The sequence below is a fragment of the Pantoea sp. ABR1s genome (genome assembly GCF_057812235.1).
In genome coordinates this window covers 2,001,255-2,016,072 of record NZ_CM173823.1, presented here as the reverse complement: position 1 = coordinate 2,016,072, position 14,818 = coordinate 2,001,255, and the positions used below count along the sequence as shown (strand labels likewise).

Below are 14,818 nucleotides of genomic sequence, written 5' to 3'. Positions count from 1 at the left end.
AAAAAAAACACCCCGCAGGGTGCAATTTATCTATGCTGATTAGGGTCTGATCAAACGGCCACTTCGCCTCGCCATGAAACCCCATTACGGAAGATCACGCTGATGTTATAGGATGGTCGGTCAGCACCACTCACCTTAGTGATGGTGAGTGAGGCAAAATATCCGGCGAACTGCTGCTGAACCATGTTCACGTAATAATCCGGGTAGACCTGGCTGACAATGCACTGCTGCGCAGGAATACCGTATTGCGCGTAAAAGGGAGATTCACCCAGGCCCAGCTTCAGGGTCTGAATCAGTGTCGTCAGCCAGCCATATGAAAAATCGCCGCTGGCGTCCGATTCAACCGCCACCCATTTTTTGCCGCCATTACCATCCGGCACCCGCCCCCACGTCCTCATTTTGGATCTCCTGACGTCCTGGTAGTCTCACCCGATTTCACGTTTTCAACATCGTGATGATGGGTTGAGCCGACATTAATTCCGTTATGCCTCAGTCCATCAGCTGACAATTCCAGCGTCTGGCCGGAGACGGTTAACGTGATTTTATCGTTATCGATCGCCATTGCTGCCTTGCCGTCAGTAGTTTTAATAAGCGCGCCAGCGGGACCATGTAGCGTGATTTTGTTGGGGTCTTCGGCGCTCCACTCACTATTTCCAAGCGGCACGAAAAACAGCGCGGTAAGGGATGCTGGTAGCGACATATCGGCCATGCCGGTACCAAGCCCCGACACGCCGCGTAACGAGACGTCGGCAGGCACGGTTACGCCCTTATCGCCCACGCGGATGGGATAGCGGATATATTCGAACCCTGCCACCGGTAACGTAATCTCCTGCAACTGGATGGCGCCAGGCAGTACATCAAACTGAACGGTCACGATCGCGCCCAGGACACTCACAACGTGACACGGCAATGCTCGCCCCTGCAGCGCAGTGTGATCCTCAATCCGCGTGGTGGTCATGTTTGAGAGCGAAGATAGAAACGGAAATTTTTGTGAATTGCTCACGCCTGATCTCCTTTTGCAGAAAGCTTCCCAATCCCTTCGAAAATGGTTACCCAGGCCTCACCTGAACCATTCATAAATTCGCCAACGTGACGCATGGAGGTGATTATAAATTTGCCTGAGAAATTGAGTTTGTCGCGCTGAGCAGAAAAAGCAGCAGGTGAATTTACGGAAAGCAGAGATTGAGAGCCGTTTATCAGGCTGTCCGGTAGAGTAATAACATCCCCAACCATGAAATCCCCGCGTAGCGGTGTTTTGAATGACATTTTGTTGATGCCAATCCATGTGGGCTGGCCGATCAGCTCATTAGCATTAATTGTCCTGGCATTGCTGGTGGTCAGATTATCGAAAAACCGAATGATCCCTTTCTGCATTACCAGGCTGATACCGCTGTAGCCTTCCTCTTTAATCAGACCGAGTGATGCGCTTTTCATGGTGATAGCCAGCTGTGACGGCCGGTTATAGACCCCCTTCCAGTCCTCCGGCAAAACCAGCTTGTCGCTGATCCGTATGTCCAGTTGCGTATCCGGATAGGCATCACTCAGCGCTCGCGTGACAACCTCAGCCAGCCCTTCCCCCCTTTTGCCATCGACCATAATGTTAAGTGTTTTGCCGTTTTTGTCGATCAGCAGCCCCGGATTGACAATCAGATTCAGGCACTGGTTAACGCCCTGCCAGTTTCCATACGGATTGAAAACCGTACCCTGCAGCAACACTCCCTGCTGCTCTGGCCGCTCCAGTGGAAGACCGCCGGAAAATCCTCCGTAAAGAGTCACGTTGGCCCCGAAAAGGTTAACGCTCTGCGACAGCGCCGCCATTGGCAGCCCGTAAATCGCCAGCATAGTTCCGCCAGTCGCCACGTCCGGAGAAGTGATGAGAATGTCGAATATAATGTTCAGCGCTCCACCGGGGCTGTCGGTGCTGATGAACGGGCCAATCGGATTACCGGTCGCGTCCACGATAGGCTTTCCCTGGCTATCTGTTATGTCCAGCTCGTAATAGCGCATTCAGGTCGCCTCAAACTGCTGAGTACTGTCCCGCAACACCAGTTTCCCGGATGCGAGTGGGAGTGCCAGGTTAATGTCATATCCATCCGGCGATGCCACAAGAGGGACGTACGCAATAACGGTGTTCTGGCCGTCTTTAAGCTGGAGGTAATACCGGCGTGCATAATGATTCCAGGGAACCGACCCAAACACCTGAGCACCGCCCACAGTCGTCCTGAACGTAAACGGCTGATCGCTCTGCGGTCTGAATGCGATGTATGCTGTCAAAATCCGAACTCCTGCTGCAACTGCTGCGTAATACCCGACCATGAGAGACTGTCCGTTTTGGCCCCGCTGCTGAATTTGCTCATCAGATTACCCATAGCGGCATCCAGCTGAGAAATAGTAAGAAGCGGCTGCTCAAACTCAAACGACCAGGAATACTGGGCCTGTTTGTTCTGCGGGGAAAATCCGGCGTTATCGACCATGCTTCGCAGCAGGCAGCCGGTATAAATAAAAGACGGCGTGAGGACGGTATAGCTGCCGCCGCTCTGATTGTGCTTATCCAGCGCCAGCTTCAGTGCCATAAACGTCATGGTTTTGTTCGCGTAACCGGATGAGGTGGATGCAGGCCGGATCATTTGCATAATGACCTTATTGGGCTTCTGAACCACCGCATTGGCCGCCGTCGCCTGATTGTAAAAAGGATAACTCCCGACATCCTGCTGTATCAGCGTCGTGCCGGGCATGGGCATAAAACGTGTTGAGTTATCAACCAGTTCGCCGTGTAGCGCGCCATCAAGGATATTAAGACCCTCTGTAAATACGGCTATTGGCAATGTGCTGCCGGGAATATCTGCAGCAATACCGTCAACCAGCAGGATCGGGGAAACCTCAAAGGCAAGCCGCCAGGCCTGCCCGAAGAAATTGAGAGCCATTTACCCTCCGGATTAATGCGGGATGTATTGTGACTGCGCGGACGCGTTGATGTCTGAGCCAGGGCGCTGATTGATATCAAGCTGGATGGTTACGCGCTGATCGCGGTTACCGTTCAACTGCTGCTCCGCCGTTCTCAGGCGATCCATCAGCCCGGTATGCTGATCTTCAGCGCCCCGGATTTTTGGCAGCAATTTTTCAAGATATTGGATGGTTTCCAGCTTCAGGTTCAGGTTGCCATCTTTCCCAACAGCAACATTACCCCCGTTATACTGCGCCAGCGATTGCGCTATATCGCCATGGTAGCGCCTGAGGTTATCTTGGAAATATCGCGCTGCAGCGGCCGTGGCTTTTTCAGGATCGAATCTGTCGCTGTCCGAAAGCCCATATCGTGCGCCAGTATCCCGTGTGAACTGGAACAGACCACCCGCGCCAGCACGACTAACTGCCCGAATATCCCAGCCTGATTCTGCCTCTGCAACCGCTGACAGCAGGCCACCAGGTAATTTGCTCTGGTAATTTTCGTTCGCTACGTGGCTCTTATAGATATTCGTCACATGACGATCATTAGCATTAACCCGGCGTTCGGTTTTAGCGGCCGCACTTAGCGCGTCAGCCCTGTTTTTTTCTGCATGGCCCACAGCACGTTTACGCATAGGCGACAGAACATGATTATCAAACGCGACACCGGCCACATGTCCCACGGCCATAAGAGCATCACCCGCAGTATCGTATTTTCCCAGCCACAAATTTCTGAGAGCCTGACTGGTTGTTTCCGGGCCGGTAGGTTCTTCTCCCTTTTGATCATCATCTTCTTTGCCGGTCAGCAGACCAAACCAATGAATCGCATCCCTTACTGCGCTGGCAATGCCCTTAATATCCCGCTCAAAATCAGACAGGTCTTTCTGAAAATCTGGTCCTGATAGCCAGGCACCCAGCCTTTCTAATCCCTGGGCGACGGTCTCAAAAACCGCCCTCCCGTTTTCTCCCTTCAGAAATTTTTCTATGTCTGTGGTGAGCGTGTCCGCCAGAGCACCTATGGGTTTATTCAACCTCGCCAGCACGGAAAGAAACGTGTTCCCGATGCGGTCGGCATCATTCGCCAGTCGTCCATTCAGATCCTGAAAGCTGCGTTGCGTCCCCGCGCCCATGTCCCTGTCGAGCTGCTGAGCCTGCGCACCAAACATGGCGTTCAGACTCCCCATATCGCCCGCGTTCGCCGCAATCTGATTCGCGGTGTGCACATCGATCATCCCACTCAGCCCCATGCTTTGCAGAACGGCCTGTGAAACGCCCGTATCTTTGTAATCTTTCAGCAGTGACGCCGCGCGGGAAAGCAATTTGGGGAGGTTGGCAGCCGCGCCTTCTTCAGGATTAATACCGAGCGAAAGCAAGCCAGCATACGCCTGATCAGAAGGGTTATTCTGCGCATTAGTCAGCCCCTGAATGATGCTGCTGGTACCAGAAAACCTGTTCCCATAGACGTTCTGCGCGGCCTGCATCTGGCCGGTTGTCATATTGTTGCCCTGCGCAGTCCGGTACTGCGCAGAAACATGACGGGTCATCACGTCATAACCGAACATGCCGCCGGTAGCCAGCAGCCCCATTCGAGCAGACCAGCGTATGGAAGCTGAATAAAGCCCCTTCAGAAGGTTTTGCGTCGTATTGAGCGTTTTATTAACCAGTCCAAACGTCTTAAGCGAACTTTTCGCGGACTTATCCACTCCTCCAAACAATTTTTTAAGTTCTTCGGACCAGGGCGATGGCTTAGTCTGGCCAGGAACAACAGGTAACCGCTGATCCGGTAAGGCTGGTGGTGAAACAACCGGTTTACCGCCAGGACCAATCTGTAAGGCCGCCTGAAACTTCTGAACTACTTCCTCCATTCGTTTCAGGCGGGATTCATCGATATTAATGTCCAGAACCGGACGTGTATTTTCACTCACTGAAAAGTCCCCGCGGTTTGCATTTCAGCAGCTCACGAAGCTGCGCGGCTGTGCGCAGCTCGAGGCTACTTTGACTGAACAGATCGCTGAAACCTATACCGGTAGCGTATCCGAGGAGGTCGCTGATAACGTGGTCTCCGTCCCGCCAGTACTCGCGGTGGGCTTCGATATCGGCAATGATGCTGTCCAGTCCGTAACATTCAGCGATGTAATTCGACTGTCCCACAGTCCACCCACGCTCTCCATCAGGGATTTCGCCTGGTCGGGTTTGTTTATCGCAGAGACGCATATAAAAAAAACCAGTTCACCGATCACGTCATCCAGCTCAACGATACCTTTATCGAGAGCAACCTCGAGCGGCTGGTTATCCCAGCCCTTACCTTCAACCGGATAGACCAGGTTCGATAGCCGGATAATTTCATTAACCAGCGTATTACGCACCCCGTTGGCACCGTCCCAGATCTCCAAATCGCTCGCGATTTTTTCAAGCAGCAGATAGGCCACGCGCGGCCCCGCAACCACTCCCAGTCCCTCGCTGAATATCGAGGCAAAAACTTTGCTGAGAATAAAGAAATGCTGACGGTAAACCTCTTTCGATATCGGCGTGCTGTGGATCCAGCACTTACCGTTTTCTGTTTCCACTTCAGCTATCAGATTCATGTTGCGCGCAATTTTCATCACAGATCCCACATATCAGAGTTGGTGTAATAGATGCCGGTCAGGGTGATTAGCAGCCCCGGATCGCCACCAGCGAATGTCATATCTCCGCAGTTGGAAATCGACGTGTTGGACAGGTCAAAATCACCGAATGTGCTGCTATCGGTATAAAGCCGGCAGTCGCCCAGTACACCGTCTTTCTCATAGCGCGCTTTAAACTGTGCGGCCAGCGCCTGACTGCGCACCAGATGAATTTTGGCCTGTGCCATCATGTAGGGCTGCGGTGACTGAACAATGCCGGTCATGGTTGGCAGTGGTTCAACAATGTTGCCCTGAAAGGTAATCTCAATGCCTTCCTTCGCCAGATATGAGGCCGATACATTCAGCTCCGGCACGTCACTGAATTTGATGCTGGCACGAACACGGTTCAGCACGCCCTGTTTGATTTTTGGATTTGTAGCCACGGTTTATCCCTCACGAAAGCTGCATAGTGACGTTGATGTTGAATACGATTTCGGTAAAACCGCGCATCGGTGTATACGTGGCTGAAAGCCCCGCATAGCGCCCTTTTGCGTAGTCGTTCGGGTTATTTTTAATGTAGGTTTTGAACTTAATTGCGTTAACAACAGGAGCACCATTTACCAGGCCATAACTGCCACCCGTGTCGAATACACCCTGGGCAACCAACTGGAGCCGATCAACACCATCCTGATCGTAATACAGCGGATTGATTGGGTTATTGCTGCCATTAATGACAGCGTTTGCCAGCGCCATGTTGGCGTTAATTTGCACCCAATCCACCGAATACCAGTAGGTCATATCGTTGCCGTCACTGGTGACGCCATTGACCAGTATTGTGTTGCTGATACCGCCTTCTGCGCCGGTATCGACATAATTAATATTTTGGTTCTGCATTCTTTTCAGAATGCTGTTCTTGCCCGGATGCGCATTAACGGCCTGAAGGAAACGAAATGCCATCGGCGGCACTTTATTTACTTCGGAAGGTGCTGCTGAGACGAAATTCCACATCGCGGCCACAGCAGCATTTGTGTCCGGATAGGACGGGTCGGCGATGGCAATAACTGATTTGATCCCTGCATAGGGCGACACGGAATTAGTATCAGCTGGCGTGTCAGTAAGCACAAAAAAGTAGAGCATGGACTCATTCGATGTGTGCAACTTCGTCAGAGAAATAAAATCTGCATCCCCATCCCATGAGCGCGGGACGTGATAGGCATAAAATCGTTTTAGCGGCTCATCAATGTACTTTTTTAGCGCTGAGATCTGTTCCGGGACGGTTAACCCCGATCCGAGTTCAATCACATAGACGCCCACCGATGATCCCTGCGCAAAGAACTCATCTGCCGCGGTTTCCAGCGAAGTGACGTTATTTTTGATGGAGAACGTGCCGATCACTTCAACGTCGGTTGAGGATGCGCTTATATCCCAGATGATAATATTTTCTGACGCAAGCTGAGCCGTCCACGTCCCGTTAAGTGCCTCTGGCGTAAAGCCCGTAGTGGTAATTTCAACACTATCTCCAACGGCATAGCTGGTCATACCATCAGAAATTCCCAACATAGCCAAATAGCTTTCGCCATTTTCCCGCACAGTAAATGAAACAGGCGTCAGGCCCAGAATATCGCTCAGGTCAGACGATTCGGTCAGAAGCGCTGGCTCACCGGGTGACAGATTCGTCATTCCAGCTGAGACCAGTGCCGACATCTGCTGCAGCCCTGACGGTGTGCCGCTGATTGTCTGTGATACGTTTACCGTGACAATTCGAGTACTCATTATTTTATCTCGTAGTTAATGATGGCTTCCGTGATCAGTTGATGAGCAACATCGATCGCGGTTGACTGGTAATAATTGATGTCGAAATCTACAAACTTCTGTCTGGCCAGCACGCCCATCTCTACCTGAGTGCGCTTGCCATCGATCACAACCGGTACGTTGGTGATACCGAATTCCTCATCTTCCAGCGCCGTGTTAACGACGTAATCCACGAACTGCAGCGCCTGCGCATTAGTCAGACCGTACATGGTCAGACGCACCTGATCAGCAACGTGCTGGCTGCGACTGTCATAATGCGGGGCAAGTTGCAGCGCCGTGGTTGAGCGCACATCTGCCACGATGTATGGCGGTCGCAGGTTTGAAGGGGAAAGGAAAGACGGATAGACCGTGGCGAACTGGTTTAGCGAAAGCCAGATAGGGATACTGTTAGACAGAATCTGTTCATCTGAAATTTCTGCTGCGCTCTCGATGATCTGCGTGCGCATAGTGGGTTGAATGGCGGTGCCGCGGTAATGGTAGATTCCGGCCTGCGTATAACGGGCCTCCATACGCGAAAAGGCAAACTGCGTGCCGTCATACTCACCGAAATAAACCGCATCAGGATTCACTGTATTCAGTTCATCGGCCTGTTCCAGCGGTGTAAAAATAATATTGTTGGTCGCCCCCGTAACGGATTCTGACTGCTCTGATACAACCTGCCGGTGCAGGCTGCCCGAGACTGTTCTGGTGACCGGCAGCCCCGCCTTCTCTCGCTCGTCATCGGTCAGGATGGCCGCATTAACCCAGTACACGAAGCCGTCCAGCGGCAGCACCTTTTTTACGTAAAGGCGGAATGTAATTTGCTGGCTTGAGGAAATGGTTTCTACGGCGGAGTGAAGAACTGAGGAAAGTTGAGAGCCGGTGTTTTCGGCAAATTCATCAAGTCTCGGCATCGTTTTCTATCCAGGCGGTGAATGAAGTTTTGAACAGGCCGCCATCAATAAATGATGGCCGTCGCGGTCCAAACTGTCGTTTCAGACGGCTGTTTACCCCATGTATTGCCGCCTGTGTCGGTACACCTGCCACACCAAGACCAGCCATCTCCTCCTGCTCCAGAAAAATATTAAATTTCTGAATCACGTTCCCCATCTGCAGATCACCGCCGTCCGGCGCGCCGTAACGGATCCGGTTTATCAGCTGGTGGGCAACAGCCGTGCCGGCCTCCTGAATAATGTCGTCCTGGTGTTGCGCCCAGAAATGGGAAAAGAGGCCATAATCCTCCTCCAGCCGGGTAGCTACTTCAAACGTGGTTGCAGGTTCTTCGCCGTAGTCATACGGCATATCGACTACACCCAGGCAAATTTTCATGGCGTATACCCCCAGAGCGGCCCCAGCTCCATCAATACCGCCAGCGCCGCACGTCCATACGGATCCTGCATCAGCATCAGGTCGGCCAGAGTCAGGTTATTCAGCGCATTGCTGATAGTGACTGAACCGGATGTTCCCTGATCGGAGGCTGATGAAGTGATCCCCGCGACATAATTTCCAATGCCCAATTTTTTTCGGAGGTCCGCAAAATAAGTCGAAGGTGGGATGTCGTTGGCATAATTGAGCAGCAGCGAGGCGGCCAGGTTGTAAACCGTATTCATCCTGACGATTGGCAGCCGCTCCAGCCCGACATTCCGGGGCATCAGCTCCAGCGCCGATTTGAAACAGCATTCAATCGTCGGATCGTCATCCGTAATTGCGGATTCAGGAACACCCATGGCCGCCCGGACGAACCGGAGAAATCCGGCGAGTGTCGGGCGCGGCATCATTATTTTTTGACCTGAATTTTTTTGTCGACTTTGGTCGTATTTGGCTGATCCTGATCGATGGGTTCACCTTTTATTTCCATCTGAATACCTTCACTCAGTGGCGTCTCACCACTCTGGATCACGGCAGACTCGACAGCATTGTTAAGCGCGACAGCGCTGGCTTCGAGTATGCTCTGAGACATGTTGTCGAGGTTTTCCACCTTCTGTTCAGCGTTTTCAATAATCTGGCTGGTGCTGAGCTCCTTATCCAGGGAATAGCAGATGCCCGAAAAATTCTTATCAACGTTGTCACGATGCTGAAAACCGTAAGGTTCATGCTGGCTGATGATAGAGGCGATCACATCTTCCGGCTGCTCGATCATGTGCTGGCGGCCAGCCGGGATAGTAATGCCAAACGACTGCTGCTTTTCAGGCAGTTTGTAGTTAAAGATGTGTGTCTGACGTGAACAGTTGCTGATGAAAAGTTTCATGATATGACCTTATAAAAAAAGGGAGCGTAAGCTCCCTTTGTTAGTTCAGATGCCCTGATCAGGCGTATTTAGCGGACAGCAGCGTGACGCCTTCAGAACGGAAGTTCCAGCCAGGCGTGGATCGCATGGTGTAGAGCGTGGTCAGTCCGCCATCTGGCATAGGTGATGGGACTTCTGTTGGTGCAGCGACGTCGCAGAACATCACATTTACCGCCTGCTGATTCGGGGTCAGCGTGGCAAAAATATTGGTGTTAATGTCCTGACGTGCTTCCGGTACCACGATTTCCGGGTTGGTCACGATAATCAGGTCCGTTCCACCAGCACCTTTACCGATGAGCGTGTCGTCCTGGCAGAAAATCACATCATCGCCGGAAGCGTCGTTAGCGATAGTTTTCACCATCGTGCCAACAGTAGCCGTACCACCACCTGGGCGCTGATAGCTGGTAAGCTGAACCACACCGGTCCATTCGAGCGCTTTCATGAAACGTTGCGGGCTAAGAATAACGGTAGTCAGCGGCTGGCCGAGCAGCAGCATGCGTGTTTTCTGGTCTGCAATCAGGCCCAGAAGAAATTTCGCCATTTCGCCGGAATCCCAGGTGGTGTAGGAGTCATTACCCTGACTGTCGTAACCGAGGTTGAGCGTGTTGGCATTAGGTGAGTTGGTGATCCCTTCGTTATTCGATGCCTGAACCCCGTACAGCAGCATATTTCGCATCTGTTGTGCGTGGCCCTGCCGGTTAGCCAGACGTAAGCCTTCCACCAGCGAATAACCCCAGCGATTTGCCGCGTCAGTATCGAGATAGCTGTACTGGGAGCGCGTCGAAATACGGTAGGTTTTCATCTGGTCATAACCGCCAGTGATGGTGGCAGACGGCAGCTGCGCAGGTAATGACTGTCCTACATGCGCCTGCGTAGTGGCACGCAGGTATTTTTGGTAAACAACCAGGTCGCCCGAGCTGATTTTTACAGTGGGCGCTGAGCCTGGAAGAATGTCGAAGGCACCAGATGCCATGCTGTACTGCATGATAATTTCTGGTAGTACCATCGATGGTGAGACTGTAGTAATGGCGGGTGCAAAAGCGCTCATCGCTGGTTCCTTAAATTAAAAACAGGCCGCAAGGCTTATCGAATTCCCAGACAACGCTGCCGCTGTCCTCTTTCTTAACTGTGAGGTTTCCGGAATTAGAAACCATCAGCAGACTAATGCCGATCTTCGGATTGTCCGGCGCGTCTTCTGAGTAAACATCAACCAGATTATCTGTGATGTTCCACACAAACACGTCACCGCCATCAACCGCATTACTGCCATCAGCAAGAGCGGCAACGGCAGCGCTGATCGGGAGCGGAATGCGTGCCTGCGAGCCAATGCGGTAGTAATGAACCGAGCCGCCAGGCATAAACAGCGGGACCGGATTTCCGGCCGTGGTGATGCCGTGGTGGGCCTGATTTGCCACGGCAAATGCATTACAGGCTGTAGCGGTCGCTTTTTTCAGGGTTGCGCCAGCCACGTTGACGGTCGGATCTGAGATACATTCAATCAGACCTACGCCGCCCCATACGGGTGCATCAACATCTGCGTGCAGTAGCCCGGAACACAGCTGCAGTCGTACAGCCGGATCATCCCAGGCATCCCCCTGTGTCATGCCGCGCGATTCGACGTTGAACAGGCCCGATGTGGTGCCCTGCGTTTTGAATGGATCGAAACTGATAGAATTAGCGGCCATTATTCATGCTCCCCTGCGTGTTGATTTTTTCCAGCACGCGGCCAGGTGTTTTAAAGGTGCTGAGCCAGACATTCGGATCACCGAAATATTCAGTGATGCGGCGACCTGCCTCGTCGCTGCGTACACGTTTATTTAACTGGCCCTGCGTGTTGTTGATTTCATTCTCAATAGCGGTGCGCGCTTCGTTATAGATTGCCTCTTCGAGCACAGACAGCGTGGCCGAGTCAGCGATCGCGCGGATATTTACGTCCGCGTGTTTTGGCGAATGCTTTTGCATGGCCACAAGCGCACGCTTACGGAAATCCAGCGCCTTTTCGCCGGAGAACGGCTCTGGTGCACGTTTGCCAACGGCGGAATAAGCAGCATCAGCGCGGGACTGCGCTTCGCCCATATCCTGGTCATTGCGCTCTTTTTCTTCAGCAGCCGCTGCTTCATCGGCTTTGCGCTTTTCTTCAGCTTCAGCATCCGCTTTCGCTTTTTCTTCAGCCTGCTTCTGCGCTTCCGCCTCATCTGCTTTGCGCTGTTCTTCCTCCGCTGCGTCTGCTTTAGCTTTTTCATCCTGATCGGCTTTTTCTTTGGCCTCTTTTTTTTCTGCCTCTTCGGCGTCGGCGCGAGCCTTGAATCCACCTTCCAGCGAATCCATGCGCGCCGTCAGGGTTTCAATCCCCTTACTAACACCGCCCAGCGCATCGCCAATCGCCTTAGCGAGCAGGGTTTGAAGCTGATTCTCATCCATATCTAAGTCACCTGTTTTATTTGAAACCTCGATCCCGGCTGGGATCTTCTCTTTGTCCCACACGCCCAGCGAGCCGCGCTCCTCTGTCACCAGCGCAATGTGATCGATCAGGAACGGCACGCCTTCTATGAGAAAGTTTGTGTCGCCGTCCTTTACCTCTACACTGCCAGATTGGTTGTTGAAGACGACGGAGGGGCTGGTCGAGACTTTCTCAGTGATGATCTGATCAACAATGTCCCGGATATAAACCCGGCAGATCGCCCACACCTCATCGCCCCGGATATAAGGAAGCATCACTGAACCCACAACCCGCTCAGTAAAATCCTCTTCGGTGAGAGTTGCTTTATCTGGGTGATTAGCGATAACCGGCAGGCCATGACAGCGCTGAAGAAACTCATCATTGAGATAAATTTTCGGATCACGCCAGACGTGCTCTTTCAGCCCCGTCCGGTAAGCCAGCCCCGTCCCGGTAATGCGCAGGTTTACCAGCCACATGTTGGAAAACTTAACCGGTGATGGCGTGGTGCCGTCCCGAATACGCTGCGCCAGCTCAAGCTCTGTTAAATTCACGTTTTCCTTTCTCCGTTAAAAACTCATCCGGCAGCTGCTGTGGCGCGTATACCGGTATTGCCTGGCAGCTGCAAAATGGCTCCTCGCCTGCGGCGGTAATTTCGTCGTAAAAACCGTGGACAGGCTTTATCAGCCCCTGATCCAAAGCCCAGGAATCACGCACCAGATAAATGAGTTCATCCCGTCCTTTGTGGTCCGTACGATACCGATATCCCGGACGCCGCCAGTTTGAGTGCCAGCGAAACGCGATTGCGCCGCCCTGTATGGCAAGAACGTATTTCACGTTGCTGGCCAGCTTGTGACCCTGGTCGATGGCCAGACGGCGGCTGATAAAATCCAGGTCAGTGACTGACTTCTGAATTTCGGCCTTCTGAGCGCGCTTGTCCGTCTCGCTTACCCCGTCCGGAGGAATTGACGAAACCCAGCCCTGAAAACGCTGAACTGTTCGCTCGATGGCCTGTTGCCGGTTCAGTTTTATGAGGTTCGCACTCGCAAAAATGCGCCGATCCAGCTCCCTGCGAAGCTCCGGCTTAATTTTATTGAGGGTGATTTTCGAAGGTCCACCGGGTGGCTGGTCCCTGAGAGCGCCCCCATCAATGACGAGGCGGCTATATATGGCGGTGAGGTGCTTTCGTGCTACATCGTCATTGGGTGCTTCACGCTGAGCCGCCAAGCGCAGGCGCTGACTCCAGCTCAGTAATGACTTTTCGCTATCCCAGCCTGATTCGACGTAGTGATTGATCGCAGCGGTCAGAACCTCAAACAGGCTCTGAGGCTTCCTCTTTTTCCCCGCCCGGCTGGATGACTTCATTCTGTCGCTCCGGTTGCGCTGGTGGAATGTAATTTGCGAGGGAATCGGTGTTGATGATCAGAGGCATATCGCCATAGGTCTGCGTGCCGCTGACGATTGAGGCCAGCCATTCGGCCAGTAAAGCTCTGTTTTCCGGATCCAGCGTCGGCGCCATACCTGTATAAAGCGCTGTCGCCTGCTGGACTATTTTACTGTCTGAATCCCGCCGTTTATCCGGAGACTCCTCAACCAATTCCTGCCACTTCGCGCTGAACTCCCGCCGCCACATATAGAATGTAGATTTATAGTCATCCGTGATGATTTCGGGAAAATCACCCTTCAGCGCGTTAAAAAAATCTTCGTTCCAGGCAATGTACTGAACCAGTTTTTCGAAATAATCCATTACCGGTTCGATCTGCTGGCGGACACCATCGATATACTGGCTGATCGCTTTTGAATCTTCAGCGCCGTCGCTCCACCCTTTCGAAAATGCCTCCTCTTTAATCAGAATGGCCGGAACGTCACTGCCGGACGCAATATCGGAAATGATGTTGTCCCGCGCCGCATTCAGCGCCCCATCAATATTCTGCAGATTCAGCGACTCGATACTGTCTTTGTCGCCTACGCTGATTACCCCGCCAGTGCGCGCTAATTTCACCATTGCCCGCTTGGCGGATGACGCCATCTGTTTGATGCCGTTCATGATCGAACCGTTCTGGTTCGTCTTAGCCACCAGCACGCCCGCTTTCTGACTAACCAGGTCATTAGCCTCCATGGTCCCTATATAGGATTTCATGGGGTACAGGACGCGCTGAAATACGCTGCGGCCAGTGAAACCGAACGTTGAATTCTGAAACTCCAGATAAATTGGCGTGCCGTGGAAAATTTTTAACGTCCGGGATGGGTGCCAGTTTTTACCGGAAATTTTCAGTGTGTTATTGGGCTTCTGGAAAAATCGGCTGTTCGGATTCTGATCAGTCACCATTGAGCCGGCAGCGTTGAGCGGATCCCATACGTTGATATAAACGTCTTCTTCCTGTAGCCCGAACTGTAATAGCGGCTGACTGCAGGGATGATTTGCTGTGCCTACGCCGATCGCAGCGGCACCGTAACAGCGCGATATGTAGAAAAAATTTTTGATGTACTCATTGATCCCCATCCGCTCCCACGTTTCACTGAATTGCCTGACAACACGTTCATCAGGATCAGTTTCAACGTTATATTGCCGGGGTTTGCACATCGCCATGCTGATGGGTTTTTCCACCAACTTCCCGCCGAGCGGGTGAAACTGCCATAGCAGCTTGCACAACTGATAACCAACGTCGCTCCCGGGCTGTATTTCTTCAGCGGCCAGAATCTTCGCCAGTTCAGAACTCATATTATTGTTGAGCTGAATCTCTGCCATTTAGAACC

17 protein-coding genes are annotated in these 14,818 nt (G+C 52.5%); all 17 read right to left on the bottom strand.

The genetic code is table 11. The features are described 5' to 3' along the window. Positions 1-50: 50 nt before the first annotated feature. Positions 51-398 carry a hypothetical protein gene (locus ACXKZD_RS09430; protein WP_488982063.1) on the bottom strand — a complete coding sequence of 116 codons (348 nt, stop codon included), beginning with the start codon at positions 396-398 and terminating at the stop codon, positions 51-53. Further along, positions 395-1,003: a phage baseplate protein gene (locus ACXKZD_RS09425; protein WP_488982062.1), complete on the bottom strand. Its 609-nt coding sequence runs from the start codon at positions 1,001-1,003 to the stop codon at positions 395-397. Before ACXKZD_RS09425 ends, ACXKZD_RS09430 begins: the two co-directional genes overlap by 4 nt. Further along, positions 1,000-2,007 (bottom strand): hypothetical protein, encoded by a 1,008-nt coding sequence (locus tag ACXKZD_RS09420; RefSeq protein WP_488982061.1) that lies wholly within the window; start codon positions 2,005-2,007, stop codon positions 1,000-1,002. Before ACXKZD_RS09420 ends, ACXKZD_RS09425 begins: the two co-directional genes overlap by 4 nt. A 263-nt stretch (positions 2,008-2,270) precedes the next feature. After that, complete coding sequence (locus tag ACXKZD_RS09415; RefSeq protein ID WP_488982060.1) at positions 2,271-2,924, bottom strand: hypothetical protein; 654 nt, start codon at positions 2,922-2,924, stop codon at positions 2,271-2,273. 12 nt (positions 2,925-2,936) lie between these two features. After that, entirely contained in the window at positions 2,937-4,868 is a 1,932-nt protein-coding gene (locus ACXKZD_RS09410; protein ID WP_488982059.1) for a transglycosylase SLT domain-containing protein, read from the bottom strand. A 93-nt stretch (positions 4,869-4,961) separates the two neighbouring features. Continuing rightward, positions 4,962-5,546 (bottom strand): hypothetical protein, encoded by a 585-nt coding sequence (locus ACXKZD_RS09405; protein ID WP_488982058.1) that lies wholly within the window; start codon positions 5,544-5,546, stop codon positions 4,962-4,964. After that, positions 5,546-5,989, bottom strand: coding sequence for a hypothetical protein (locus ACXKZD_RS09400; RefSeq protein WP_488982057.1), 444 nt, complete (start codon positions 5,987-5,989; stop codon positions 5,546-5,548). Before ACXKZD_RS09400 ends, ACXKZD_RS09405 begins: the two co-directional genes overlap by 1 nt. Positions 5,990-5,999: 10 nt before the next feature. Next, on the bottom strand, positions 6,000-7,319 hold the full coding sequence (locus ACXKZD_RS09395; RefSeq protein ID WP_488982056.1) for a hypothetical protein: 1,320 nt from the start codon (positions 7,317-7,319) through the stop codon (positions 6,000-6,002). Continuing rightward, positions 7,319-8,251, bottom strand: a complete 933-nt coding sequence (locus ACXKZD_RS09390) for a hypothetical protein (protein WP_488982055.1) — start codon at positions 8,249-8,251, stop codon at positions 7,319-7,321. The genes ACXKZD_RS09395 and ACXKZD_RS09390 overlap by 1 nt, the downstream gene beginning before the upstream one ends. Then, the gene (locus tag ACXKZD_RS09385; RefSeq protein WP_425017695.1) at positions 8,238-8,666 is read right to left on the bottom strand and encodes a hypothetical protein; all 429 of its coding nucleotides are present in this window, start codon (positions 8,664-8,666) and stop codon (positions 8,238-8,240) included. Before ACXKZD_RS09385 ends, ACXKZD_RS09390 begins: the two co-directional genes overlap by 14 nt. Next, positions 8,663-9,115 (bottom strand): hypothetical protein, encoded by a 453-nt coding sequence (locus ACXKZD_RS09380; RefSeq protein ID WP_488982054.1) that lies wholly within the window; start codon positions 9,113-9,115, stop codon positions 8,663-8,665. Before ACXKZD_RS09380 ends, ACXKZD_RS09385 begins: the two co-directional genes overlap by 4 nt. After that, on the bottom strand, positions 9,115-9,585 hold the full coding sequence (locus ACXKZD_RS09375; protein ID WP_488982053.1) for a hypothetical protein: 471 nt from the start codon (positions 9,583-9,585) through the stop codon (positions 9,115-9,117). Before ACXKZD_RS09375 ends, ACXKZD_RS09380 begins: the two co-directional genes overlap by 1 nt. A 58-nt stretch (positions 9,586-9,643) precedes the next feature. After that, positions 9,644-10,672, bottom strand: coding sequence for a hypothetical protein (locus ACXKZD_RS09370; RefSeq protein WP_488982052.1), 1,029 nt, complete (start codon positions 10,670-10,672; stop codon positions 9,644-9,646). Between the two features lie 10 nt (positions 10,673-10,682). Continuing rightward, on the bottom strand, positions 10,683-11,309 hold the full coding sequence (locus ACXKZD_RS09365) for a hypothetical protein (RefSeq protein WP_488982051.1): 627 nt from the start codon (positions 11,307-11,309) through the stop codon (positions 10,683-10,685). Further along, on the bottom strand, positions 11,299-12,615 hold the full coding sequence (locus tag ACXKZD_RS09360) for a DUF2213 domain-containing protein (RefSeq protein ID WP_488982050.1): 1,317 nt from the start codon (positions 12,613-12,615) through the stop codon (positions 11,299-11,301). Before ACXKZD_RS09360 ends, ACXKZD_RS09365 begins: the two co-directional genes overlap by 11 nt. After that, positions 12,596-13,426 (bottom strand): hypothetical protein, encoded by an 831-nt coding sequence (locus ACXKZD_RS09355; RefSeq protein WP_488982049.1) that lies wholly within the window; start codon positions 13,424-13,426, stop codon positions 12,596-12,598. The genes ACXKZD_RS09360 and ACXKZD_RS09355 overlap by 20 nt, the downstream gene beginning before the upstream one ends. Then, complete coding sequence (locus tag ACXKZD_RS09350; RefSeq protein ID WP_488982048.1) at positions 13,374-14,810, bottom strand: anti-CBASS protein Acb1 family protein; 1,437 nt, start codon at positions 14,808-14,810, stop codon at positions 13,374-13,376. Before ACXKZD_RS09350 ends, ACXKZD_RS09355 begins: the two co-directional genes overlap by 53 nt. Between the last annotated feature and the right edge of the window lie 8 nt (positions 14,811-14,818).